At 64.7% G+C, this 23,341-nt stretch carries 17 protein-coding genes; 14 read left to right on the top strand and 3 right to left on the bottom strand.

The window, feature by feature from the left end; genetic code table 11:
- Nucleotides 1-9 precede the first annotated feature (9 nt).
- The 13 genes from nusA to VLJ37_00385 all read left to right on the top strand — a co-directional run bounded on the left by nusA (nucleotide 10) and on the right by VLJ37_00385 (nucleotide 19,321).
- Nucleotides 10-1,503 carry a transcription termination factor NusA gene (gene nusA, locus VLJ37_00445; protein ID HSA58142.1) on the top strand — a complete coding sequence of 498 codons (1,494 nt, stop codon included), beginning with the start codon at nucleotides 10-12 and terminating at the stop codon, nucleotides 1,501-1,503.
- 51 nt (nucleotides 1,504-1,554) lie between these two features.
- On the top strand, nucleotides 1,555-3,843 hold the full coding sequence (gene infB, locus VLJ37_00440; protein ID HSA58141.1) for a translation initiation factor IF-2: 2,289 nt from the start codon (nucleotides 1,555-1,557) through the stop codon (nucleotides 3,841-3,843).
- Nucleotides 3,844-3,878: 35 nt separating this feature from the next.
- Entirely contained in the window at nucleotides 3,879-4,166 is a 288-nt protein-coding gene (locus VLJ37_00435; GenBank protein HSA58140.1) for a DUF503 domain-containing protein, read from the top strand.
- A gap of 6 nt (nucleotides 4,167-4,172) precedes the next feature.
- The gene (gene rbfA / locus VLJ37_00430; GenBank protein ID HSA58139.1) at nucleotides 4,173-4,511 is read left to right on the top strand and encodes a 30S ribosome-binding factor RbfA; all 339 of its coding nucleotides are present in this window, start codon (nucleotides 4,173-4,175) and stop codon (nucleotides 4,509-4,511) included.
- A complete protein-coding gene (locus VLJ37_00425; protein HSA58138.1) occupies nucleotides 4,459-5,502 on the top strand; it encodes a bifunctional oligoribonuclease/PAP phosphatase NrnA in 1,044 nt (347 codons plus the stop codon). Before rbfA ends, VLJ37_00425 begins: the two co-directional genes overlap by 53 nt.
- Before the next feature lie 12 nt (nucleotides 5,503-5,514).
- The gene (rpsO, locus tag VLJ37_00420) at nucleotides 5,515-5,775 is read left to right on the top strand and encodes a 30S ribosomal protein S15 (protein ID HSA58137.1); all 261 of its coding nucleotides are present in this window, start codon (nucleotides 5,515-5,517) and stop codon (nucleotides 5,773-5,775) included.
- A gap of 185 nt (nucleotides 5,776-5,960) precedes the next feature.
- Nucleotides 5,961-8,189 (top strand): polyribonucleotide nucleotidyltransferase, encoded by a 2,229-nt coding sequence (gene pnp / locus VLJ37_00415; GenBank protein HSA58136.1) that lies wholly within the window; start codon nucleotides 5,961-5,963, stop codon nucleotides 8,187-8,189.
- A gap of 153 nt (nucleotides 8,190-8,342) precedes the next feature.
- Entirely contained in the window at nucleotides 8,343-11,492 is a 3,150-nt protein-coding gene (locus VLJ37_00410; GenBank protein ID HSA58135.1) for a hypothetical protein, read from the top strand.
- Between the two features lie 64 nt (nucleotides 11,493-11,556).
- Entirely contained in the window at nucleotides 11,557-12,696 is a 1,140-nt protein-coding gene (locus tag VLJ37_00405) for a hypothetical protein (GenBank protein ID HSA58134.1), read from the top strand.
- An 88-nt stretch (nucleotides 12,697-12,784) separates the two neighbouring features.
- Complete coding sequence (locus tag VLJ37_00400; protein HSA58133.1) at nucleotides 12,785-14,203, top strand: hypothetical protein; 1,419 nt, start codon at nucleotides 12,785-12,787, stop codon at nucleotides 14,201-14,203.
- 173 nt (nucleotides 14,204-14,376) lie between these two features.
- On the top strand, nucleotides 14,377-15,951 hold the full coding sequence (locus tag VLJ37_00395) for a hypothetical protein (GenBank protein HSA58132.1): 1,575 nt from the start codon (nucleotides 14,377-14,379) through the stop codon (nucleotides 15,949-15,951).
- On the top strand, nucleotides 15,948-17,762 hold the full coding sequence (locus tag VLJ37_00390; protein ID HSA58131.1) for a hypothetical protein: 1,815 nt from the start codon (nucleotides 15,948-15,950) through the stop codon (nucleotides 17,760-17,762). The genes VLJ37_00395 and VLJ37_00390 overlap by 4 nt, the downstream gene beginning before the upstream one ends.
- Nucleotides 17,763-17,821: 59 nt before the next feature.
- Nucleotides 17,822-19,321 carry a hypothetical protein gene (locus VLJ37_00385; GenBank protein ID HSA58130.1) on the top strand — a complete coding sequence of 500 codons (1,500 nt, stop codon included), beginning with the start codon at nucleotides 17,822-17,824 and terminating at the stop codon, nucleotides 19,319-19,321.
- Nucleotides 19,322-19,345: 24 nt separating this feature from the next.
- Here the strand turns inward: VLJ37_00385 and coaE are convergent, their stop codons facing one another.
- Genes coaE through VLJ37_00370 form a run of 3 tightly spaced genes read right to left on the bottom strand, consistent with a single transcriptional unit; the run spans nucleotide 19,346 to nucleotide 22,131 of the window.
- Nucleotides 19,346-20,134 (bottom strand): dephospho-CoA kinase, encoded by a 789-nt coding sequence (gene coaE / locus VLJ37_00380; GenBank protein HSA58129.1) that lies wholly within the window; start codon nucleotides 20,132-20,134, stop codon nucleotides 19,346-19,348.
- Nucleotides 20,040-21,467, bottom strand: coding sequence for an HD domain-containing protein (locus VLJ37_00375; GenBank protein ID HSA58128.1), 1,428 nt, complete (start codon nucleotides 21,465-21,467; stop codon nucleotides 20,040-20,042). Before VLJ37_00375 ends, coaE begins: the two co-directional genes overlap by 95 nt.
- 10 nt (nucleotides 21,468-21,477) lie before the next feature.
- Nucleotides 21,478-22,131, bottom strand: a complete 654-nt coding sequence (locus tag VLJ37_00370) for a SurA N-terminal domain-containing protein (protein ID HSA58127.1) — start codon at nucleotides 22,129-22,131, stop codon at nucleotides 21,478-21,480.
- A gap of 174 nt (nucleotides 22,132-22,305) precedes the next feature.
- Here VLJ37_00370 and VLJ37_00365 point away from each other — a divergent pair, with 174 nt between their 5' ends.
- Entirely contained in the window at nucleotides 22,306-23,340 is a 1,035-nt protein-coding gene (locus tag VLJ37_00365) for a rod shape-determining protein (GenBank protein HSA58126.1), read from the top strand.
- The last annotated feature ends 1 nt before the right edge of the window (nucleotide 23,341 follow it).

Below are 23,341 nucleotides of genomic sequence, written 5' to 3'. Positions count from 1 at the left end.
GGAAAGAATATGTTGCAGAACCTCACAAAAATCATCGAGCAGGTCGGCAAAGAAAAATCGATTCCCAAGGAGATCTTGATCGAGGCCATCGAGGCCGCGATGCTCATGGCGGCGCGCAAAAAGTACGGCCACGAGCGAGAGATCGAGGCCCGCTTCAACGAGGAGTTGGGCGAGGTTGAGCTCTTTCAATTCCGCACGGTGGTCGAAAAGGTCACCAATCCGTATACGGAGGTCGACACGAAGCAGGCCGCCGAACTCGATCCCGAGGCCCAGTTAGGGGACTCGATCGGCGAGAAACTCGACAACACGTTTCTGGGCCGTATCGCGGCGCAGACGGCCAAGCAGGTCATCATCCAGAAGGTGCGCGACGCCGAGCGCGACATCGTATTCAACGAATACCGCGGTCGCGTCAACGAGCTCATCACGGGCATCGTGCGCCGGGTCGAGAAGGGGAACGTCATCGTCGATCTCGGCAGGACCGAAGCCGTCCTTCCGCCCCGCGAACAGGTGAAGACGGAGGAGTACAAGCCCGGCGACCGCGTTCAGGCCTATTTTCTGGCCCTTCAGAAGACCTCGCGCGGTCCGTCGCTCATCCTCAGCCGCCGCAATCCGGGCCTCTTGACCAAGCTCTTCGAGATGGAGGTTCCGGAGGTCTCCGAAGGAATCGTCGAGATCAAAAGCGCGGCCCGCGAGCCGGGTTTGAGGTCGAAGATCGCGGTCTATTCGAAGGACAGCGACGTCGATCCCGTCGGCGCCTGCGTCGGCATGAAGGGCTCCCGCGTCCAGAACGTCGTCCAGGAATTGCGGGGGGAAAAGATCGACATCGTCGCCTGGGACCCGGACCACGCCAAGTTCGTCTGTAACGCGATCGCCCCCGCGGAGGTCGCGAAGGTGATCATCAACGAGAAGGACAGGAGCATGGAGATCATCGTCCCGGACGACCAGCTTTCCCTCGCCATCGGCAAGCGCGGGCAGAACGTCCGTCTCGCCGCCGAGCTGACCGGCTGGAACATCGACATCTACAGCGAGTCGAAGCTCGACGAGATGGCCAAAAAGGCGAAGAAGACGCTCGCCGAGGCCCTCGGAATCGACGAGGCCTCCGCGATGATCTTCTACAGCCACGCGTTCCGGAGTCCGGAGGAGATCTCCAGCGCGACGATCGAGGAGCTTCAGCAGATTCCGGGCATGAGCGCGGGACGTTTGCAAGAACTCCAGGCGGCCGCGCGCGCCTATGTGGAGAAGAAACGCATGAGCCCCGAAGGTGCCGAGGGAGAGGGCGGGATGGCCATTCCTCCTCCCGCCGAGGGCGACGCGCCCCTGGAAACGGTCAAGGGGGTCGGGCCCAAGACCCTGGAACTTCTGGCCGCGGCCGGCATCACGGCCCCGTCCCAGGTGGCCCAGTTCACGCCGGAGGAATTGTCCCAAAAGACCGGCATTCCGCAGGCGAAATCGCAACAATTGGTGGAAACCTGCCGCGCGAGCCTGACGGCGGCCAGGGCCTAATGAGAGTGAACGAAGCCTATGGAAGTTAAAACCGGAGTTGAAGAGAAGCGGGTGAAAGCGACGGTCATCCGACGTCGCGCGAAGGCGGAGCCCGAGGCCCCGGCGGCGCCCGCCCCGGCCCCGGAACCCGCCGAGGCCGCTCCTGCCTCCGAGGCTGCCGCGGCTTTGGAGGCGACCGTTTCGGAGGGCAAGGCGGCGGCTCCCGCCGCTCCCACAGCGGCCGCGCCCTCCGCGACGGCACCCAGGTCTCCCTCGGACAAGCTCGTGGCCGTCGTCACGCAGGTCGCTCCCCGGCCCGCGGTTCGCCCCGGCGTCGCCGGCGCGCCCCCGATGTCGGAGGCCGCTGAGGCCGCCGAGCGCGAGCGCCTCAAGAAGGCGCAGGCCCGCCGCAAGAGCCGCGACGAACTTGAAATGGAGATGATCGAGCGCGCCGGGGGCCTCAAAAAGGCCGCAGACCTCATGGAGTCGGCTCCCGAGAGGCTGGAGCGGGTCTTCCGGCCCGAAAAGAGCTCCAAGAAGAAACACAAGATACTGGCCAAAAGGGATTTCAAAAAGACCGAGATCACGACTCCCAAGGCGATCAAGCGGATCGTTCGGATCGAGGGCGCCATCACCGTGGCCGACCTCGCCAAGCGCATGAGCGTCAAGGCGACCGACGTGGTGAAGAAGGTGATCGATCTGGGGACGATGGCGACGGTCAACCAGGCCCTCGACACCGACACGGCGACGCTCGTCGCGCATGAATTCGGATACGAGGTCGAGAACGTCGCCTTCGCGGAAGCGTCTATCCTGGACAAGCCGGAAGCGGTCGAGGATCAGGGCGAGAAGCAACACCGCCCTCCCATTGTGACCGTCATGGGCCACGTCGATCACGGCAAGACCTCGCTTTTGGACGCCATCCGGAAGACGCAGGTGGCGGCCGGCGAGGCGGGGGGCATCACCCAACACATCGGCGCCTACGACGTTCAGACGCCCAAGGGAAAGATCACGTTCATCGACACCCCGGGCCACGAGGCCTTCACGTCCATGCGGGCGCGCGGGGCGCAGGTGACCGACATCGTCATCCTCGTCGTCGCCGCGGACGACGGGATTATGCCGCAGACGGTGGAGGCCATCAACCACGCCAAGGCGGCGAAGGTGCCCATCTTGGTCGCGATCAACAAGATCGACAAGCCGGAGGCCGACGTCGGCCGCGTGGAGCGCGGGCTCATGGAACACGGCCTGGTTTCCGAGCGTTTGGGAGGCGACACCATCCTCCTGCCGGTTTCGGCCAAGACGGGAAAAGGCGTCGAAGAGCTCTTGGAGATGATTCTCATCCAATCGGAGGTCTTGGACCTGAAGGCGAGCGAAACCAAGCGCGCCCTCGGGACCATCATCGAGGCACGTCTCGACAAGGGACGCGGTCCCGTGGCCACCGTCATCATTCAGGAGGGGACCCTCCGCGTCGGGGACATCATCGTGGCGGGGCTTGCCTACGGAAAGGTCCGGGCCCTGGTCGACGCGCTGGGGAAGAGCATCAAGGAAGCCGGGCCGTCAAAGCCCGTCGAGGTGCTGGGCCTGTCGTCCGTTCCCATGGCCGGCGACAAGTTGAATGCCATGGAATCCGACGAGGACGCCCGGACGATCGCGGATCACCGCGAAAAGAAGGCCCGCGAGGTCAGGACCCAGGCGGGGGTTCTCCCGACGCGCCTGGAAGACCTCTACGCCAAGACGGTGAAAGGCGGCCTCCCGGAGCTCAAGGTCATCGTGAAGGGCGACGTGCAGGGATCGGTGGAGGCCCTCCGCGAGGCCCTGCAGAAGATCAAGTCGGAGAAGGTGACCGTCGCGGTCATCCACACGGCGGTGGGCGCCGTGACCGAGTCGGACGTCATGCTGGCGGTCGCCTCCAACGCGATCATCATCGGCTTCAACGTGCGCCCGGACTCCAACGCCCGGAACCTGGCCGAACGCGAAAAGATCCAGATCCGAACGTACAACATCATTTACGACGTCATCGAGGACATGAAGAAGGCGATGGAAGGTCTTCTCCAGCCGACCTACGAGGAGAAGTACCTGGGCCGGGCGGAAGTCCGCCAAATTTTCACGATCTCGAAGGTCGGCACCATCGCCGGCTGTTTCGTGACGGACGGGAAGATCCTGAGAAGCGCGTCGGTCAGGCTCCTCCGCGACGGCAAGGTCGTCACCCAGGGCAAGATCTCCTCGCTCAAACGGTTCAAGGAGGATGCGCGCGAGGTTGCCACCGGCATCGAGTGCGGCATCGGCATCGAAAACTACAACGATGTGAAGGCCGGCGACGTGATCGAGGCGTTCGAGATCCAAGAATTCGCCACAAAATTATAATGTAGTGACGGTTTGTGAATCGCCCCTGCGTCCCCATGATTGTTGGCATCTGCAAATTGGAATTATTTCTCCCTGAAACCCATTCTCTGAAAGAGAAGAGACAGATTTTGCGGAAGATCATCGGAAGAACATCGGAAAAGTTCGGTGTCAACGTCGCCGAGGTGGACCATCAGGACCTGTGGCAGAGGGCGGCGCTGGGGTTCGCGGTGGTCGGGAGCGACGGAGGCGTCTTGTCGTCCCTCCTGGATCGAACGATCCGGGCGATCGAGGAAATGGATCTTGCGCGGATCACGGACCGGACGACGGACCTGGTCGACTTTTGAGGATCTATGAGCGAACACCGGATCAAGCGCATTCAAGAGGAGATCCAGCACGCGGCGAGTTCCGTCTTCCTGTTCGAGATGACGGACCCACTCCTGCAAGGACTCACGATCACGCGCGTCGTCGTCACCAAGGACGTGGGGACCGCGCGGATCTATTATGAAACCGGAGCCGACCGCAAAAAAAAAGGCGCGGATATTCAAGAAGCACTCGACCGGGCCCGCGGGTTCGTACGCCGCCGATTGGCCGAACGTTTGAACTTCAAGTCCGTTCCCGAGATCCAGTTCTTTTATGATGAAACCGGCGAAGAAGTCTCCCGCATCGAAGGGCTCCTCTCCAAGATCTGACGCGACGGCCAAGGCCGCCGCGATCGTCCGGAAAGGGGAGCGTTTCCTCGTTGCCACGCACGTGAACCCCGACGGAGACGCCCTGGGATCGGCCCTGGCCCTTGCCGCCGGCCTTCACAGATCGGGCAAGTCGGTTACGGTCTACAACGCCGATCCGGTTCCGTATTATCTGAAGTTCCTCCCCGGCTCCGGCGCCGTCACCTCGCGGCTTCTCCCGTCCGACCGCTTCGACGCCGTCTTTGTCGTGGACTGTTCGGAACTCGCACGGGTGGGGAAGGCCTTTCTCTCCCGTCTTGAGGATTTCGGAATCTCCGTCGTCTTGGATCATCATGCGCGGGGGAAGCGGGACGGCGACGTGCGCTGCGTGGACGCGAAGGCGGCTGCGTCGGGCGTTGTGGTTCACCGCCTCTTGGAACGGCTGGGTGTCGCCCTGACGAAGCAGATCGCGGTCAACCTCTATGTGACCCTGGCCACGGATACGGGCTGGTTCCGCTATGGCAACACGTCCGCGGGAGTCCTGAGGCTCGCGGCCCGATTGGTCGAGGCGGGTGCGGAACCCGACCGGATCTCCCGGGCCCTTCAGGAATCCTCCCCGCCGGCGAGACTGAAGCTCCTGGCGCGCGTCTTGGACTCGCTGGAGCTTTACGAGGGAGGGACGATCGGCCTCGTGGCTCTGACCCGGGCCATGCTGAAGGAGACCGGCGGTACGATCGAGATGACGGACGATTTCGTGGAATTTCCCCGGTCTGTCGCCTCCGTCGAGGCGGCCGCCCTTCTCAGGGAGACCCCCGACGGGTGGCGGGTCAGCCTCCGCTCCAAGGAAGCGATCGACGTCGGCGCCGTGGCCACGGGTTTGGAGGGGGGAGGCCACATCCGGGCGGCCGGGTTCACGATGAAGGGGGATTTAGCCACCGTCCGTGCCCGGACGGTCGCGGCCCTGGCCGACGCGCTGCGGAAATCTCCCGTTTACAAGCGAAAAACAGCATGTTAGCGTCTTTCGAGTATGGAAAACGTAAAGCAAGAAGTCATCGGTAAATTCAAGACACACGACAAAGACACCGGGTCTCCCGAGGTTCAGATCGCCCTTCTGACGAAGCGCATCGACCATTTGGCGGACCATTTCAAGTCGCATGGCAAGGACCACCAGTCGCGCCGCGGTCTCCTCAAGATGGTCGGCCAACGCCGCCGCCTGCTGGAGTATTTGAAGAACAAGAACACGGACCGTTATCGCCGTGTGACCAAGGATTTGGGCCTGAGGAAGTAAGTTTTGGTGATCTGATAATTTATGAATCCGCCCTCCTTCGTCCGCCTCAGGCGGGCTACGGAGGGTGAAATTATAAGTTATCAGAGATCCCTCCCTCAGTATCCCCTTCATCAATTAGTTAGTTCATCTGTCGTTCATTTGGCTGTTTGTTGGTTGTCGTTCATAAAACGAATAAGGAGAATTTCATGATTCACAAAGTCGAAACCGAAATCGGTGGACGCAATATCGTCATCGAGACGGGCAAGGTGGCCAAGCAGGCGGGCGGTTCCGTGACCATCCGCATGGGCGATTCCATCGTCCTCGTGACGGCGGTCGTGGCCAAGAAGCCGAGGGCGGGGGTCGATTTCCTCCCCCTCACCTGCGAGTACATGGAGCGGACGTTCGCGGCGGGCAAGATCCCGGGCGGATTCTTCAAGCGCGAAGGTCGTCCTTCGGAGCTCGCGACGCTCACCAGCCGCTTCATCGACCGTCCGATCCGGCCGCTCTTTCCCGAAGGGTTTCGTCACGAGATCCAGGTCCTGGCGACGGTCCTCTCGGCCGACAACGACAACGAGCCCGGCATGCTGGCGATGACCGGGGCCTCCGCCGCCCTGATGCTGTCGGATGCCCCGTTTACGACGGCAATCGCCGGCGTACGCGTCGGGCGCGTGGGCGGGGTCCTTAAGGCCAATCCGACCATGGAGGAGCTCGAGGCCTCTGACATCGACCTGGTCGTCGCGGGCAGCCGCGACGCCGTCATGATGGTGGAGGGCGACATGGAGGAGGTCTCCGAGGCGGACGTCGTGGAGGCGATCGCCTTCGCGCACAGCGCGATCCAGCCCCTGCTCAAGATCCAGGAGGATCTGCGGCATCTCGCCGGCAAGCCGAAGATGGAGATTGCGCCGGCGGAGGAGGATGAAGGCTTCCGCGAGGAGGTCCGAGCTTTTTGTGAAGACAAACTCAAGGCCGCCCTGCGGACTCCCGAAAAGCAGAAGCGACAGGAGGCCATTGCGGGACTTGAGGCGGACCTGGCCAAGGCGAAAATTCCGGCCGAGGATGACGGGACCATGGCCAAGAAGGTGAAGCACCACTTCGAGGATCTCCAATACAGGCTCATGAGACAGATGGTCACGGACGAGAAGGTGCGCATCGACGGCCGCCGCTACGACGAGATCCGGCCGATCACGGTCGAGGTCGGGCTCCTGCCGCGCGCGCATGGCTCGGCCCTGTTTACCCGGGGCGAGACGCAGGCCCTGGTCGCCGCAACGCTTGGCTCGGGCGACGACGAGCAGATCATCGACGCCCTCGCCGGCGAATGGACCAAGCGCTTCATGCTGCACTACAACTTCCCCCCGTTCTGCACGGGCGAGGTCAAGCCCATGCGCGGGGCGAGCCGTCGCGAGATCGGCCACGGGGCCCTCGCCGAGCGCTCGATCCTCAGGATGATCCCTCCCGCGGACGCGTTCCCATACACCATCCGTGTCGTTTCCGAGATCCTCGAGTCGAACGGCTCGTCCTCCATGGCGACCGTCTGCGGCGGAACGCTCTCCCTCATGGACGCCGGCGTTCCCGTCAAGGCGCCGGTGGCGGGCATCGCGATGGGCCTGGTCAAGGAGGGCGACAAGGTCGCCATCCTCTCCGACATCCTGGGCGACGAGGATCACCTGGGCGACATGGACTTCAAGGTCGCGGGCACGGAAAAGGGCATCACCGGGCTCCAGATGGACATCAAGATCGCCGGGGTCGAGGGCGCGCTTCTGGCGAACGCCCTGGAGCAGGCGCGCCAGGGCCGTCTGCACATCCTGGGCAAGATGAAGGAAGGGCTGGCCGAGCCGCGCGCCGACCTTTCGCCGTACGCCCCGCGGATCAAGACGCTTAAGATCGACAAGGAGAAGATCGGGGCCCTGATCGGGCCGGGCGGCAAGAACATCCGCGGCATCGTGGACGAGACGGGCTGCAAGATCGACGTCGAGGACGACGGAACGGTCAAGGTCTATTCGAACGACGCCGAGGCCATGGCCCGTGCGGTCGAAAAGGTGGAAGAGCTGACCGCCGTTCCCGAGTTGGGCAAGACCTACCGGGGCCGGGTGGTGAAGATCGCCGAGTTCGGCGCCTTCGTGAACATCTTTCCCGGCACCGACGGACTGCTCCACGTCTCGGAGATCGACTACCAGCGCGTCAACAACGTGCGCGACGTCTTGAACGAGGGCGATGAGGTGATGGTCAAGGTGATCCGCATGGAGCCCGACGGCAAGATCGCGCTCTCGCGCAAGGAGACGATGCCGCCTCCGGAGGGCTACGTGCCGCCCCCGCCGCGCGAGGGCGGATACCGGCGCGAAGGTGGCTTCCGGGACGACCGGGGTGGAGGCCGCGATCGCGATCGGCGCCCCCAGGGCGGAGGACGCCGCGATCACGGCCCCCGCCGTGATCGCTGAAAAAGGGTGGAATTTGACCCTTTTTCCCCCGCCGTTATGCAAAAGCGGTTTCTAAGTCCCTGACAATGCAGGTAGAATGGCATCCCGCCCCGGGAATGATCCGGGCATAGTCTTTGCACCCTCAAGAGAAGGGCGACATAGCGCGCCCTCTTTATGGGTGGTCCCGATACAACGCCGGCGCCTGGTGGCCGGTCCGTCGTCGCGAATCCCCCGCGGGATCCCAACGTGGTGCAGGACCAACCCGTTCCGGGCGGGGGTGGCACGGCGGCTGCGATTCCCGGGGGTCCCGTCAGCGAGTTCCGCACGCTGGGGATGGCGTCCTCCTACCTGCACATGGGCCAAGGTTGGGGCAGCCTCCTTTCGCTCCTCTCCGACAACGCGCGTGTCAGCGCCGTCGACTCCGAAATCCTGGATCTGGAGCTGCGCGCCCGGACGGTCAACGGTCCGGCCCTGGGAGAGACGACGGAACGCTTGGAACGGTTGCGGTCCATCCGGACGACCGTGGATCAACTTTCGGCCCTGACCATTCGCCGTCCCGACGTCGACCGGCTCCGGAGGGAGGCCCTGGACAAGCTTCTGGGAGGTGCGGCCAATCCGCCGCGTGCCGCCGAATACGAGGAGGGGAGGCGCCTGTTCGTGGCCCTTCAGCGCTACGCGCGCGCCGAGGAGAGGCGGGAACTGGTCCGGCGGCGGATTGAATCGCTCTACCCGCCGCCGCCGTCCGATTCGCAGATCGCCTATCGACTGAATTTTGACGGCGTCACCGACGCCCAGTTGGATCCCTGGCGGCACCCGCCGGCCGACCGGCTTCGGTCTCTCTCGGTCGTCCAGACCTACGGCTCCCTCCGAGGCTCGACGGACGCGAACGACATCGCCGTGGCGGATTACGCCGACCGTCTCTTCGATCACTTCCGCACCCAGAACGCCGTCTACGACGAGGGCCTCATCGGTCCCCCGAATCCCGATACGATCGGATTCCTGAACGGGCTGAGCGGGGAACTGGAAGGACTCACGACCGATCTCAATCTCCAGACGTTCTTCGACCGGATCGCGACCCACGAGAGGACTCGGACGCTCGCCGGCGGCAACGAGGCGGGGCTCGCCTCGCTGCACACAACCGACGGGCTCCAGGCGATGGGACAATACCCCGCGCTCGTGACCGCATTGACCGAATACGACGCGCGTGTTGCCCGCCGGGTTCCGCCGATACCGCTCGATCAGCAGAGGACGATGCTCCTCGATACCTGCCGCCTCATGGTCCGGCGCGGCGAGCGTTTCGAGAGCCTTCTCTCCGGGGCGCGCGGTTCGGACCGCCCGCTGCGGAGCGACCTGGAGGCGCAGCTCCCGGAGGCCCGAAACCTTGTGGCGTATTTGGAAAACCTGGGCGGCGCCGACCTGACGCAGGCGAACTTGAGCCTCGCGGCCTCGCGCCTGGCCCCCGTCACCCAGACGTTCCAGACGATAGAAGAACGGAACGTTCAGGACGGGATCCGGCGCCTGCTCGATCAAATCGAGCGGTTGCCGTCCTCCGAGAACAACATCGCGCCGATCCGTGCCGACTTTCACACCCTCGTGACGGCGGGGCCGGCGTCCTACGCCGACCGCTTGGCGGCCTACCGGCAGCTCGCGCAAAGGATCGACCAGGCCGCCTCCCTCCGTCTGGTCGACGCGCGCATCGCGAGCTTTTCCGAACAGCAAGGCGTCGTCCGCGAACGGGACGAAATGGTGAACATCCTGGGCGTGCTGGCGGGCGCGCCCATCGGGGCGGCGGATGCCCACCGGCAGGTCTCCGCGGAGAGCCGCGAGGAATACACGCGGATGCGGACCGAGTACCAGGGCATCCGGACGATGCTGACGTCTTCGGACCCCGCGGAGGTCGCGCAGGGCCGTCTGCTCCTCCGCCAGATGGAGGGCGTGCGCCAACAGGACGTCCTGCGCGAGGCGGCGGAAAACGCGGGGACCTTCAACCAAATCTTTCTCGTCTCGACGATCGTGCTCGCGACCATCCCCCTTTTCCTCGAGGCGATCCCGGCCGGCATCGTCGGCGGCGGAGCGGTCGCAACGGGGGAGGTCTCCCTCCTGCAATTGGGCAACCTGGGGCTCCGCGCCGTGCTCGGCCGGACGGCCTTGAGCCTCGGCGCCCAGAGGGGCCTGGCCACGCTCGGCACCTACGCGCTCGCCTCCGGCGTCATGACGGGCGTCAACCGGAGTCTGACGACGCTCATCTTGGGCGAGCAGGCCCTGCAGCACGGCGTGGGCGTGGAGTTTCTGATCAACATGGCCTTCATGGGCGCCGGTTCCCTGGCCGCGCGCGGGATGGGGCTCGTGATCGACGCGGCCGTCGAGGCCATCGCCGTGCGGAACATCGCCTCGCGCGGCGGGGGGATCGTGCTCGCCCAGGGAGCCGCGGCGGTCGCTCCCTCCGAGCTGAGTCCGGCATTGCGCGCCGCGATCGACCTGGAGAAGCAGCAGATCATGCAGGGCGCTTTCGCGCGTTTCCTAAGCACCGCGGGCCCTCTCGGCGCCGAGTACGCGGCCTTTCAGACCCTCGAGTTCCTCAAGACCGCCGCGGACCTGGCGCATCGGGGCGTTCCAGACCCGGCCGGGGCGGCCTTCCGGCATGTGACGAGCTTCCGCACCCAGGTCTTCATGATGGGACCGCTCATTCTGACGCACACGATCAGCGGGACGGGCGGCGACCACAGCGGGTTCATCGCCCAGGCCCGGAGGGTCGAGTACGACGCGATTGAACGCGCCTATAACCGGGACATCGCCGCCTTCCGCCGCGACTACGCCGACCGGTTGTTCTTGCCGGACGGGAGGCCGAATCGCGAATTGTTGCTGGACGCCGAGTTCCGGAGACGCGATTCGGAGATCCTCCAGCATCGCCAGGACATGATCGCCCTCGTGGAGCCCGGCCGGCGCACGCCCGAGATGCTCGCCGAGTACGGGACGAACCAGCGCTACCTGCAGTCCCTGGAGATGTTGGGGCGGGCCGCTGAGATCAACCAGACCGTGTTCGGAGACGGCAATCGTTTCGGCGTCCGCCTGCAGGGTGAGGACGGGACGACCTTCACGTATCAGCGCCGGGTCTCGGGCGCCGACAACCTGGAGGCGCTCCTCAGGGATTATCCTTTTGCGGACCGCGCGAACGTCCGCGTCTATTCAAACGGCATGATCGAGGTGCCGATCCTCGCCAACGCCTTCATGCCCGAGCCGCAGACGATCCGTCTGATCCCCGCGAGTTCTGTCCGCGCGACGCGCCCCGCAGGAGTTCCGGTGTCTCAGGTCGTGACACCTTAGATCGAGGAGAATCATGGGAGGAGGAGGAAGACCGCCGATATTTAGGCCGGGCGCACCCGGGGAATTGCCGCGCATCGAGATCGACCGCCCGCTCGTCTCGGGCGGGGAGATCGTCAGGGACCCGTTCGCCGTGGACCCGCTGACGTCTTCCGGGGGTGACTCCGCCCTGGCGCGTTTTGGGGAAGGCACACTGCCTCCGGACATCCCTCCGGTGATCGACGGCGCGAATCCGATGCCGGGCGTGCTGAACCCCCCGGACGTCTCGGCCCTGGTCCCCGACGCCGCGTTCCCCTCTGCCGCACCGGCGCGGGGATTCCTCGCGCGCGCTTGGGAGGGCTTTTTGGGATTTTTCGGGAGGACCCGATCCGCCTCCGGCCTCGGGGAGGGGGCGATGACGTTCTACACGCCGGCTGACGATGCGACTCCCGATCCCGCCGCCGCACGCCGCGCGATCGTCGTGGACGCACGGACGGAAGAAGGCGCGCCCGGCTGGGTCGAACTCTGTTTGAACGACCCGAATCCCTTCACCCGCGTGAGGATCAAGCTCGAGATGGACATGCCGGGGAGCGAAAGTCTCGAATCGTTCCTGGGTCGTGTCGATTCGATGGTCCCGGAGGCCCGCAGGGCCGAGGTTCGGTCCATCTTGTCATTGCTCACCGACCGCTCGGCCGGTTCCGGAACATTGGTCATGCAGCTGCGCTGGGAGGTGGCGGCCGAGATCCACGCAAGCGGCGAAGGTTACCGCAACCGGTATCAACTGACGGACGCGGTCCGGACCGTTCTGGCGCGGTACGGTTTGGATGTGTCGACCCTGGAGGCCGGAATGAGCCCCGGGGACCGGGCGAGCCTGTCGGCGGTTCTGCAGAATCTTTCCCTGCAGCTGATCCCGGACGACGTCCCCGTTTTTAGGACCAGCGGGCGCGGCGTCCGCGAAGGCGCGACGACGACCGTCATGAAGGCCAATCTGGACGGGATGACCTATTGGGGCGTCGGGACCGACGGGATCGCCGTCGCCGAAAACTACGCCACCGAAGGGCGCGTCGTCGTGACCACGACGGTCGGGGAGCTCCGTCGGCTCGGGGTTCTGACCACCGACGACATCGCCATCGTCGGCAACGCCGTCGAACTCTACCACGACCCCCGCGAGGACGGTGGCTGGGTCCGCATTCCAGTACGCGTGGTGAATCGCAGCCCGGGCCATTAGTGAATCCCCAGTTATTTCAGCGGGTTCCTTCGCTTTCTTACTCAGCAAGAAAAAGCAACTTTCCCCCTGATCCGCCGATGAGGCCCCGATGCCTGGGCCTCTTCTCGTCAGCTTGATGCCGGCCGCCTTCCGTGTGACGGCTGGGACCGCATCGATCCCTGCCGCGGCCTCGCGCTCGGTCGCGGCCTTTACGCCTCCAGCCGTGCCGCGGACGTTTGATGACCGGACGGGATCGATCTTGAACAGTCTCGAGGGATTGTCCGAGCGGCGCGGACCTCTCGCGTTTCACTACGATTCAATGATGCGGGACTCGAAGGCCGACGAGAGGCCGTTCTACGCCGAGGCCTCCTGGCACCTGGACCGTCTGCTTCAACTCGAGCCGTGGCAGGACGGCGAGAATACCTACTTCGAATTTCTCGCGTATCAGATCCTCGAGGCCGTCCTCAAGAACCGCGATCTCGCGTCGTTCGTCTTTTTCCTGTCCGTCATGGGCGGAGGCCGGGGAGAGACGAGGAGCGTCGCGGCCCTGGAGGAGCTGGCGCTCAGCGAAAACATGCGGGTCGCCTTCGGGCTGTCCGGTCGCGCGCCGGCCCCGTCGACGGAGACGTTCGGCTACGCCCGCGCGGCCGGGATCATCCAGAGCCACCGGGCGTTCCGCGCGGTGCGTTCCGAGATCCTGGGCTTTCTGGGGACGGTGGTCGCCAAGATGGAGGGGAAGGCCCCGGCCGCGGGCCTCGGTTCCGACGTCTATTCCACGGACGCGTTCGAGTTCGTGCAGGCCTTCGGTTACGGCCTCGAGCATCCCGAATTCTCCCGGCGCACGGAGGAGGCGATCCGGACCTCGGCCGTTCAGCCGTTGGGGTTTCTTCGCATGAGCCGGCTCGCCCATGTCCTCATGAGCCGGGAGATGGAGCACAAGGTGGAGGAATTCCGGCCTCGCGGGCGGGACCGTCTCTCGGAGATTTGCGCGCAGATCGAGGAGGCCCTGAGACAGGACCCCGAGTCCGCACGCGCGCGCCGGCCCGTTTCGAATCAATGGAAGGACTGGGTCTCCTCAAGTCCGATTCGGGAGGCCCGCCTCCTGGCCGAGGCCCTGGGCAAGACCGTGAGCGTCTCGGTGCAGGAAGAGACGGCGTTCCGGAAGATCATGAAGGACGCCTACCGCCATGCGCCGGACGGAGTCGATTCGCATTACCGGTTTCCCTCCGGCCCTCGGGGTTGCGCCGAAATTCTTTTGAAGAGCGATCTCTCCTATGAAATGGCCTGCCGCGCCCTTCATGAATGGGTCCATATCGGCCAGGCGCGGAACCACCCAACCGGCTGGATCGAACAGCATCTGGCCCTGGCCGAGCGCGAGGCGTACGCCCTGGAGGTCGTCTTCCGGCTCTCTTTCGGCGACCGAAGGCTTTACGACGTCATCTCGTCGTTGAGTCCCCAGGGATTCGAGGCGGGTCTCACGATCTTGGTCGAGCAACTCTTCTTCCGCTTCCGGGAACTTCCGACGTAATCACAGGGGGGTTATGAATAACCCTCTTATCGATCTGTCAACGACTTCAAGCCCCAACATGATAATATAAATATAATAATATCGACTAGTTATAATTACTCTAAATTTTCATTTATTGGCATTCTCCTTGCAAGTTCACCCCATGGATTCGTTTGTCTTGCATGGGGAGGCCTATGGGCGGTGGTGGAATCAGACCGATCGAACCCCCGCGCTCGTATGACATGACTCGCGTCGAGCCTGGCGGACTGGCCCGCGTCGAGCCGGGTGTCGCTTCGGCCGATCTTGCGCTGGGCGGCGGGCTCGGGATTGAGCCGGGGTTCGGGGAATTGGCCCGCTTGGGGACCGACGTCCCCGCCGACAATCCGCTCTTCCGGCCCGGGGCCGTGTTGCCCTCGGTCACCGGCCAGCCCCTCAGCGATCCCCATACCGACTGGACGGTCCCGTATTCGCGCGACGCCCTGGCGGGCGCCATGGTGGCGTTGGGGTTCGGCGACACGGTCGTCATGCCGTCCTCGCAACTCAATCCGCTCTTGCAGGCGAGCGTTGCGCCCGACTTGGAGCGGACCGTCGTCATGAGTTCCGACCATCTCGCATTCCTGCGTTCTCAGGCCACGCGCGAGGTGACGGTCGTGACCGATAACCCCGCCCTCGCGGAGGAGCGCGCCCTGGCGGGCAGCGGCGAGGAGGAGACGGCGGTCATCCCTCTCGTCCGTCGGCGGACCGGTTCGGGCGCGGCGGAACCCGTGCCGCTGGCGGCCCGCGCGAGCTCGGGGGCCTTCGCCGACATCGTCAACCGGGCCGTCTTCACGCCCGCGACCGGGGACCTCGCGCGCATGCGCATGGAGACGCTGAGGCTCTTGGGACAGACCGAGACGAACCACCGCTCCGAGTGGCATAGGCATCTCTTGAGGGACGCGGCGGCGATCGAGGCGAATCCGGACGCTTATCCCCCGGAGTACCGGCGGATGGTCGCCGACGCGGCGCTCGCCCTCGACCCGCGCGCGGACGTCAATCTCGTCGCCCTCGACAGGGAGTTGATGCGGCTGCTCGCGATCCAAGATCCGACGCCCGCCGACGAAATCCTGCTCTCGCAAACCTACGCCCTCCTGCGTCACCAGACCGGCGTCGTGCGGCGCTTTGAGGCGCATCACCAGGAAAGCGAAATCCTCGGGGGCATCGTCCGGCGTTTTTTCCGTCCTTTCAACACCGACATGGTCGCGCGCGCGACCGACGAACGCGTTCAGGCTTACATGCGGGGGCATCCGGGCGTCGATTTCGAGTCGGCGTCGTGGATCGCCGGCGTCGGACCGACGGAGGCGAGCATCTTTCCATCCGCCGTCCTGGGATTCCGGCTCGTGGATTCGACGGTCGTGGGACCGCCGGCCCCCGGGGCGGCGTCGCACGGCGTCAGTCTCCGCGTCGCGGGGGACGCCGGCGAGTTCCTCGATTTCCTGGAGACGACAATTAACAGCGGCGAGCCGCCCGTGCAGTTTCCGATCGAAATGACCTATGGGGACACGGCGACCTACCATGACCCGGTTCGCGGGGACGTGGCCGTTCCCATGGAGGTCACCGAGAACATCCTTTACACGCCCGAGGCCCCCGCTCAATGGGCGACGATGACGGCCCGGCGCGATCCCGGCAACCCGAGCCGGTTGATCGTGACCCAGAGCGTGGAGATTCGCCGTCCCGACGGGACGATGGAGCCGAGGGAGCTTCGCTTTTTCGTCGAGGTGACCGGCCCATGAGCGGAGGCGCGAGACCACCCGGAGGCGGAGGGCTGATGCGTCCGGCGGGGCCGATGGACCTGCGCGTCCCGGACGTGGCGGAAGACTTTACGGTCCTCCGGCCGATGCCGATTCTTTCCGTGGGCGGCCTTTCCGGCGCCCTGATCGCCGGGCCGGGAGTGTCCGGATCGGATGCCTTGGCGGCTCTTGGGGCCGGCGCGGCGCCTCCGGCCCCGATCCCCAGCCATTGGAGGGCGAGCGCCTCCTCCATCGTGCCGCTCGCCTCCGGAGTTCCGATCATTCCCGACGCGAATTCGGGGAGGCCCTTCGTGATCAGCCGCGCCCCGGGCGCCGACATGGTCTTGAGCGGCGGGTTGGTCCCGCCGGGCGCGCAGCCGGTCTGTGCGACCATCGTTTACACCTCCCAGGGCTGGATCGTGATCAACGGAGCCCTCAACGCCGACGGAACGGTCACGCCGGGTTCGTCGGGGCTGATCGTGAACGGCAATAGCGTCGCAACGTGGGCGCCGATCGCGGCCAATGACGTGATTCAAGTCCCCGAGGCGGGCAATCTCCTGGCGGGCGATTCGTTCGTGTTTGTCGATCCCCTGGAGACGACGAGGCGCGTCGCGTTGCCCCCGGGACCCGAACTGGAGATGGGGGAGCCTTGGATGAGGCGGCGGGAGTCGGACGGGAATATCGTGGCCTTCGCCTCCTTCCGGGGGATCATCGACAAATACCCGGAGAACCAGGATCGCGCCTTTTACCGGATGTCTGCGGATGGCGGCGTCGTCGCGGGCATCGCCGACGGCATGGGCGGACACGCCAGCGGCGAGAGGTCCGCGGAGATCGGCCGGCACGCCTTCGAGGACGGGGTCGATTCGGGCATGAGCCTGGGCGACATCGTCGACGCGATGAACCTCGACATTTTCGAGAGCAACCAGGCCCGCCGTGAGCGGGGTGGGGCGGTGTTCGCAGGCGTCCACCTGCATACCGACGGAAGGATCGAGGCGCGGACGGTGGGGGACGGTGAGGTGGTCGTCATGAGCCTCCCGGCGGACCGGTCCTCCGGCTTGCGCCTGGACTACTGGTCCACGCGACCGTCCTTTATGCAGGGCCACGCGTACCGTCTTCCCACGCTCCCCGACGGGCGTGTCGTCCTGGGATACGAGCGGACGCTCCGCCTCGATCCGGACTCGAACGTCGTCGACACCGCCCTGGGGCTTCACGGCCAGTCGATGGAGGGCGTCCAGTCAGCCGACTGGATCAACACCGAGCCGGGGCGGATCTATCTCGCCATCCCCATGTCCGACGGGCTCTCGGAACAGTACATCGACCATGCCGAGATGATGGGCGTCGTCGACGCCTACATCCGGCGCACGGGCGACGTCTCGCCGGACGGCATCCGCGACGCCTTGATGCGCGATGCGTTGATCCGCTGCAGCCTGGCGCGCATGGCCTACCGGGAAGGACGGCCGTTCGCGATCACACAGTCGACGTTTCGGAGGGCGTACCGGGAGATGACGCTGGAAATGGACGGGGTGGCCACCGATCCCCCGTCCGATCTCCCCATTTGGCCCTACCAGAGCCACACGGGGCCCAATGGCGCTCAGGAGCACTACTTCATGATCCCGGCGGGGGGAACGGCCTTCGTCGTGCGCGGCGTGACCCGGCCCGACGGGAGCGTGATTCCCGATCCGGCGGTTGTGAGTCCCACGACGGGCCGCCTGATCCTCTCGAATCCCGCGGCGACCGACCATCCCTCCATCGTCGGCCGCTTCAAGCAGGACAATATCAGCGCCGCGGTCGTCGCCTTTGAGAGGACCCCCTAGGACTCGAAAGCAGCTGATTTCTGAGCAACTTTTGACGTCAGTCCCCGATGGTGTACGGGATGCCGTCGTACCCGTTCATCGGTGGACATTGGCCCGTCCTGGTGCCGCCTTGTGGCGTGCCGCAGGAGGGCGCGTCCCCGGTGCTTCCGGCGCCGGCGTCCGGGGAAGGGACGGCTACGGTGGCCTCCGTCCCCCGTTCGGAGCCGCCCGCGGTGCCGGCCCTGTGGGCGGCGCACCCGCTCGCGCCCTTCGTCCGGAGCATCCTCGATCGACTCGAGCGGATGGACGCCGGCGATCCGTCGGCGAATTCCCTCCACGAATACTTGAGCCACGAGATCGCCCAGGCCGTCCTCCGGAGCGGCGAAGACGCGCTTTGGGAGAGGTTCTCCGTCCTGCTGTTACGTTCCTATTCCCTGGCGGATCTGGAAAGGTTTTGCGAGGGGCCGGGCTTCGGCCCGCGCTTCCGGTTGGTCGATGCCCCGGCCCGACTCTCGGCCGGCGCCGCCGGAGCCTGCGTCGTCCTGGACGGCCAGGGGCTTCCCGGGGACCTCAAAGGGGTCCTCCAACGCTTTGTCGGGACCGTCGATTGGAAGCGCCGCTGTCTGGTGCACCCCGACGGGTTTTCGGAGGCGCACCCGACGCCCGTCGGAGAGATTCCCGGGGTTTTTCTCACGGCCCTGGCCGATCCGCGCCTGGCCCCGTCGGTGGCCGGGGAGCTGCGCGCGGCGCCGTCGCACGCCACGGCCTATCTGAGGCTCAACCGGCTCTTTCACGTGCTCTCGCGGCGGACGCCGCCCCGAAGCTGCGAGCACAAGGTCTTCGAGTTCGGCGGTCTCCCCTTCGTGAAGGCGGGCTATGACTCCGGCGGCGCCCTGCGCGCCCGTTCCGCGGACGAGATCCGCGGGACGATCCACACGGGGTTCCTGGACGATCCTGAGCTGGCCGCGTCGGTCCTGCGTTTTTGGCGCGAAGCGGAGAGGCTCTTGGCCCGGCCGTTGGAGGAACGGACGCAACGATGGGAGGACCTTGTGCGGGCTTCGGCCGTCCATGGGGACACGCGGAGTCCGGAGCGCCTGGGCGCCCTGGCGAGGATTTACGACGACGGAATCGCCCGGGAGCTCGCGGCGAGGCTCCATCCGGAGACGGGCGATCTGAGGACGGATTTTTTTTCGGTCAAGGCCTTGCGGGCTTACGTCGTGGAAAAGGCGAGGGCCCAGGGGACGTCGTCGGCCTCGGCGGTGGAAGCCGCCTATGAGCACCCCCTGCTCGGGGATCCCGAAAAGCGCTTTTTGATGCTCGACTCCCTGGGCGAGAGGGACGTCGCGGCCAACCTGCGCCACGAATACCTCCACGTCCGGCAAATCGAGGAGAGAGGGCTGGCCTGGCGCTACCTGAACTTCGTCGCGTCGGAGGTCGAAGCCTACCTCGAAGAAATTCTCCTGCGGCTGGCCTCGGGCGAGGAGGGGTTTCTGCGCCTCGCGTCCTCCGTAAGCCCTTACGGGCTGCTTTTGAGCCTCAGGCTTTTCGTCGAACAGACCTACCTCAGAAAAACCCGCTGAAGGACTGGATCGCGAACATCACGATCAGAGGCTTGCAAAGAGCGCCCGGACGGCCCCCCGGGTCTCTTCCCGTGTGCCGGAATTGTCGATGAGGAGGTGGGCCCTTTCCGCCTTTTCGGCGGACGGCATCTGGGAGGCCATGCGAAGCCGCGCGGCGGTTTCGTCGAGATGGTCCCGTTCCATGAGGCGCTTGAGCTGAAGGTCCTCACTCAGGGTGACGGCGACGTTTTTGTCCATGCAGCCGGCGAGTCCGGATTCGAAGAGAAGGGCGGCGTCGACGACGATGGTCTTCGGATTCCGTTCCAGGCGCAGCCGGGCCACCTCCTGGGCGATCGCGCGGAAGATGACGGGGTGAGTGATCGCCTCCAAGCGCCGTCTTTTCTCGTCGTCCTCGAAAACCAAGGCCCCCAGCTTTTCGCGATCGAGGGTTCCGTCGCCGGCGAGGATCTCCCTCCCGAACTCCGCGACGATTTCGTCATAGGCCGGTTCTCCGGGGCGGACGACGTCCCGCGCGATCTGGTCGGCGTCGATGACCGGCAATCCCATTTCCCTTAAAATTCCGGAAACGGTCGACTTGCCGCAGGCGATGCCGCCGGTGAGTCCGACGAGCGTCAGGTTCCCCTCCATGCGTTCATGGAGGAGGGCGACGGCCGGATTCTCCCGGGCCTGGATTTCCATCGTGGACCAGACCTCCGTGACCAATTCGGCTTCGCCGAATTCAATGATCGCCTTCTTCTTCCGGCGCGAAGGGGTCTTTTTCTTCTTTTTGACGGGGCGGGGCTTTGCCTTCGAGGATTTTTTTCGCGAGGTCAAGGAGGGCCTCCTTCGTGTTGGTTTCCGGATCGTCCAGAACGTATTCGATCAGCTCTTTCAGGATCCGCCCGATCCCCGGGCCTTCGGGGATCCCCAGGGCCATCAGGTCCGTCCCGCGCACCGCCAGATCCTTCACGCCGAACGGGGTCTTCTTCTCCAGCTCGTCTTGGATCTTTCGCCGGAGGCGGAGCACCCCCTTAATGCCCTCCGGGTACTTGCCGCCGCGGTTGTCGGCGATGCGGAGATCCACGAGTTTCAAGATCTGATCGGGCCCCACCTTGTTGATGAACCGGCGGATGGCGCGGTCGTTGAAGTGGGCCTTGGTCTGGAACATGTGGTGTTCGACCAAGTGCGCGACGTTTTCAGGATTGACGCCCAAAACGGTCATTTTCAGATGGCTCATGCGTTTCCGCGCCATGCGCTTGGAGAGGATCTGGTGGCCGTAGAACGTCATCCGGTTCTTATCGGCGTCGAACCGCTGCGTGCGCGCCTTGCCCACATCGTGGAAGAGGGCGGCGAGCATGAGCTCGAGATCCCCCGCCATCGGAATCGCCTCGTCCTTTCGCGAGGCGTCCAGGACCTTCATCGTGTGAAGAAAGACGTCGTCCTTGTCGGCCTTGTTGCCTTGCTCGACGCCCACGTTCTCCGCGAGCTCCGGAAGGAGGGGGCCCAGGAGGCCGGTGTCCCTCATGAGGACGAAGCCTTCCGACGGCTTCTCGGCCGAGAGGAGTTTGCGGATCTCCTCGCTCACCCGCTCGGGCGAGACGGTGCGGATCCGGTCCGCGTTTTTCTTCATGGCCTCGAAGGTCGCCGGTTCGACCGCGAGCTTGAAACGGGCCGCGAACTGGACCGCGCGCAGGAGCCGGAGAGGGTCCTCTTCAAAGGCGCGGTCGAAGACCATGCGGAGAATGCGGTTCTCGAGATCCTCCTTGCCCTGAAAGGGATCGAGAAGCTTTCCCGTGCTCGTTTCGATCGCCATCGCATTGATGGTGAAGTCGCGGCGGGAGAGATCGACTTCAACCGGCAATTCGGGATCGAAATCCACGAGAAAATCCCGATGACCCGCGCCGGTTGACGTCTCCTTGCGCGGCAGGGCGAAGTCGTACTCCGTCTCCGGCGCGTCCTTCGGGTGGAATTTCAGGACGCCGAAACTTTTTCCCACGGTGAAGACCTCGCCGTGGCGGCGCAGGATCCGGGTGATCGCGTCGAGTTTCAAGCCCGTGACAAGGAGGTCTTTGTCCTTGGAGACGCGGCCGAGCAGGCGGTCGCGGACGGTTCCGCCGACTTCAAAAACGCGGCCGCCCGCTTGGTTCAGCTCGGTGAGAAAGGACACGGAGGCCTCTTTACCGGTAGGTTTCAATCTTGGTCTTCTGGCGCTGTATTTCGAGCCAGTCGCCGAAGAGGTCGATTGGGGAGGTGCTGGTGATCGAAGAGGATTTTTCCTCGAGCGATCGGTCGAGCTCGCTCTCCCAGGGTCCGAAGGCGGCCGTCACGACCGTTTGGGTCTTCTCGATGAGGAGGTCGCGGCGGACGGCGTTTTCGAAGTCCTCGCCGTTGCGCCGGCGGTAGTCGGGCAAAAAGTTGTTTTCATAGGCCTTGAGGTCGAAATTGCCGGCGGCGAAAAGGCCCGTGTTGTTGCGGATGAATTCAGCCACCTCTTCATCGGAGACCGTCAGACCGAGTTCGTGGCCGTAGCGCGCGGCGAGCTCGCGGGTGACGAGCTGGTCGAGGACGTTCCCTTTCAGGATTTCCTCCATGTTTTCCGGAAGATTACCGGAAATGTCCTGGCGCAGACGTTCGACGGTCTCTTGCATCAGATTCTCGTATTTTTTCCGCGGGATGCCTTGGCCGCCGACGCTCGCGACGTAGAGGTGGGCGTCCTGGTAGCGGTTGGCGACCCTCGACCAACCGAAGAAGGCGATGAAGGTGAAGATGATGACGCCCAAGGTGGCCTTGACGACCCAGTTGGCGGCGTGTCTGCGGATTTCGTCTAACACGTTTCGAACCTCCTAAAAAATCCAATTCCGAATCGCACCTTTGGTGTGGAGGTCCACTAATTCGAAAAAGCGAACGAAATCAACAAATTTCTTGATATTCCGCCGCCGTTGGTGATAGCTCGCTCGACACTAAAGTGCGATTCAAAACTCGGATTTTCGCAAGGGGTTGAAAACGTGATTTTCGATTCTTTCCTCGGATTTTTTTCCAACGATCTGGCGATCGACCTGGGCACGGCCAACACCGTCGTCTACGTCAAGGGTCGAGGCATCATTGCCTTCGAGCCCTCCGTCGTCGCCGTCCAAAAAGACCCTCGCGGAATGAAGAAGGTGCTCGCCGTGGGCAAGGAGGCCAAGGAGATGTTGGGCCGGACGCCCGGCAACATCGAAGCCATCCGCCCCATGCGCGAGGGAGTCATCGCGGACTTCGAAGTGACGGAGGCCATGCTCCGCTATTTCATCCGCAAGGCGCACAACCGGAAGACCCTGATCCGTCCCCGCATCATCATCTCGGTGCCCTTTGGCATCACCGAGGTGGAGAAGCGCGCGGTGCGCGAGTCGGCGGAGTCCGCCGGCGCCCGCGAGGTTTTCCTGATCGAGGAGCCGATGGCGGCGGCGATCGGGGCCGGGCTGCCCATCACGGAGCCCTCGGGCAACATGATCGTCAACATCGGCGGCGGCACGACGCAGGTGGCCGTCATCTCCCTGGCGGGCGTCGTCTACAGCAAGTCCATCCGGATCGCCGGCGACAAGATGGACGAGGCGATCATGAACTACCTCAAGCGCAAGTACAACATGCTGATCGGCGAGCGGACGGCGGAGCAGATCAAGATCAACATCGGCACGGCCTATCCGGAGAACGAGGTCCGGACGATGGAGATCAAGGGCCGCGACCTGGTCGCCGGCGTACCCAAGACCCTCGAGATCAATTCGGAGGAGGTGAGGGAAGCCATTCAGGAGCCGATCAACGCGATCATCGAGGCGGTCAAGGTGGCCCTCGAGCGGACGCCGCCGGAGCTGGCGGCCGACATCGTCGATCGTGGGATCTGCATGGCGGGCGGGGGCGCCCTCCTCAGAAACATCGATGTCCTGATCCGAGAGGAGACGGACCTCCCGGTCATGATCGCCGACGATCCTCAAACCTGCGTCGTGCTCGGGACGGGCAAGGCGCTCGATCAGCTCGACACGCTCAAGGGCATTACCATCACATAAT

It is taken from the genome of bacterium (genome assembly GCA_035454885.1).
Lineage (GTDB): Bacteria > UBA10199 > UBA10199 > JACPAL01.
Note: the sequence above shows the minus strand (reverse complement) of the source record. Positions and strands in the feature narration are given on the sequence as shown.

What these genes read in the sequence shown, in the direction of transcription:
- nusA (HSA58142.1), top strand. Translation starts at nt 10, where the DNA reads ATGTTGCAGAACCTCACAAAAATCATCGAGCAGGTCGGCAAAGAAAAA.
- VLJ37_00435 (HSA58140.1), top strand. Translation starts at nt 3,879, where the DNA reads ATGATTGTTGGCATCTGCAAATTGGAATTATTTCTCCCTGAAACCCAT.
- rbfA (HSA58139.1), top strand. Translation starts at nt 4,173, where the DNA reads ATGAGCGAACACCGGATCAAGCGCATTCAAGAGGAGATCCAGCACGCG.
- VLJ37_00425 (HSA58138.1), top strand. Translation starts at nt 4,459, where the DNA reads ATGAAACCGGCGAAGAAGTCTCCCGCATCGAAGGGCTCCTCTCCAAGA.
- rpsO (HSA58137.1), top strand. Translation starts at nt 5,515, where the DNA reads ATGGAAAACGTAAAGCAAGAAGTCATCGGTAAATTCAAGACACACGAC.
- pnp (HSA58136.1), top strand. Translation starts at nt 5,961, where the DNA reads ATGATTCACAAAGTCGAAACCGAAATCGGTGGACGCAATATCGTCATC.
- VLJ37_00410 (HSA58135.1), top strand. Translation starts at nt 8,343, where the DNA reads ATGGGTGGTCCCGATACAACGCCGGCGCCTGGTGGCCGGTCCGTCGTC.
- VLJ37_00400 (HSA58133.1), top strand. Translation starts at nt 12,785, where the DNA reads ATGCCTGGGCCTCTTCTCGTCAGCTTGATGCCGGCCGCCTTCCGTGTG.
- VLJ37_00395 (HSA58132.1), top strand. Translation starts at nt 14,377, where the DNA reads ATGGGCGGTGGTGGAATCAGACCGATCGAACCCCCGCGCTCGTATGAC.
- VLJ37_00390 (HSA58131.1), top strand. Translation starts at nt 15,948, where the DNA reads ATGAGCGGAGGCGCGAGACCACCCGGAGGCGGAGGGCTGATGCGTCCG.
- VLJ37_00385 (HSA58130.1), top strand. Translation starts at nt 17,822, where the DNA reads ATGCCGTCGTACCCGTTCATCGGTGGACATTGGCCCGTCCTGGTGCCG.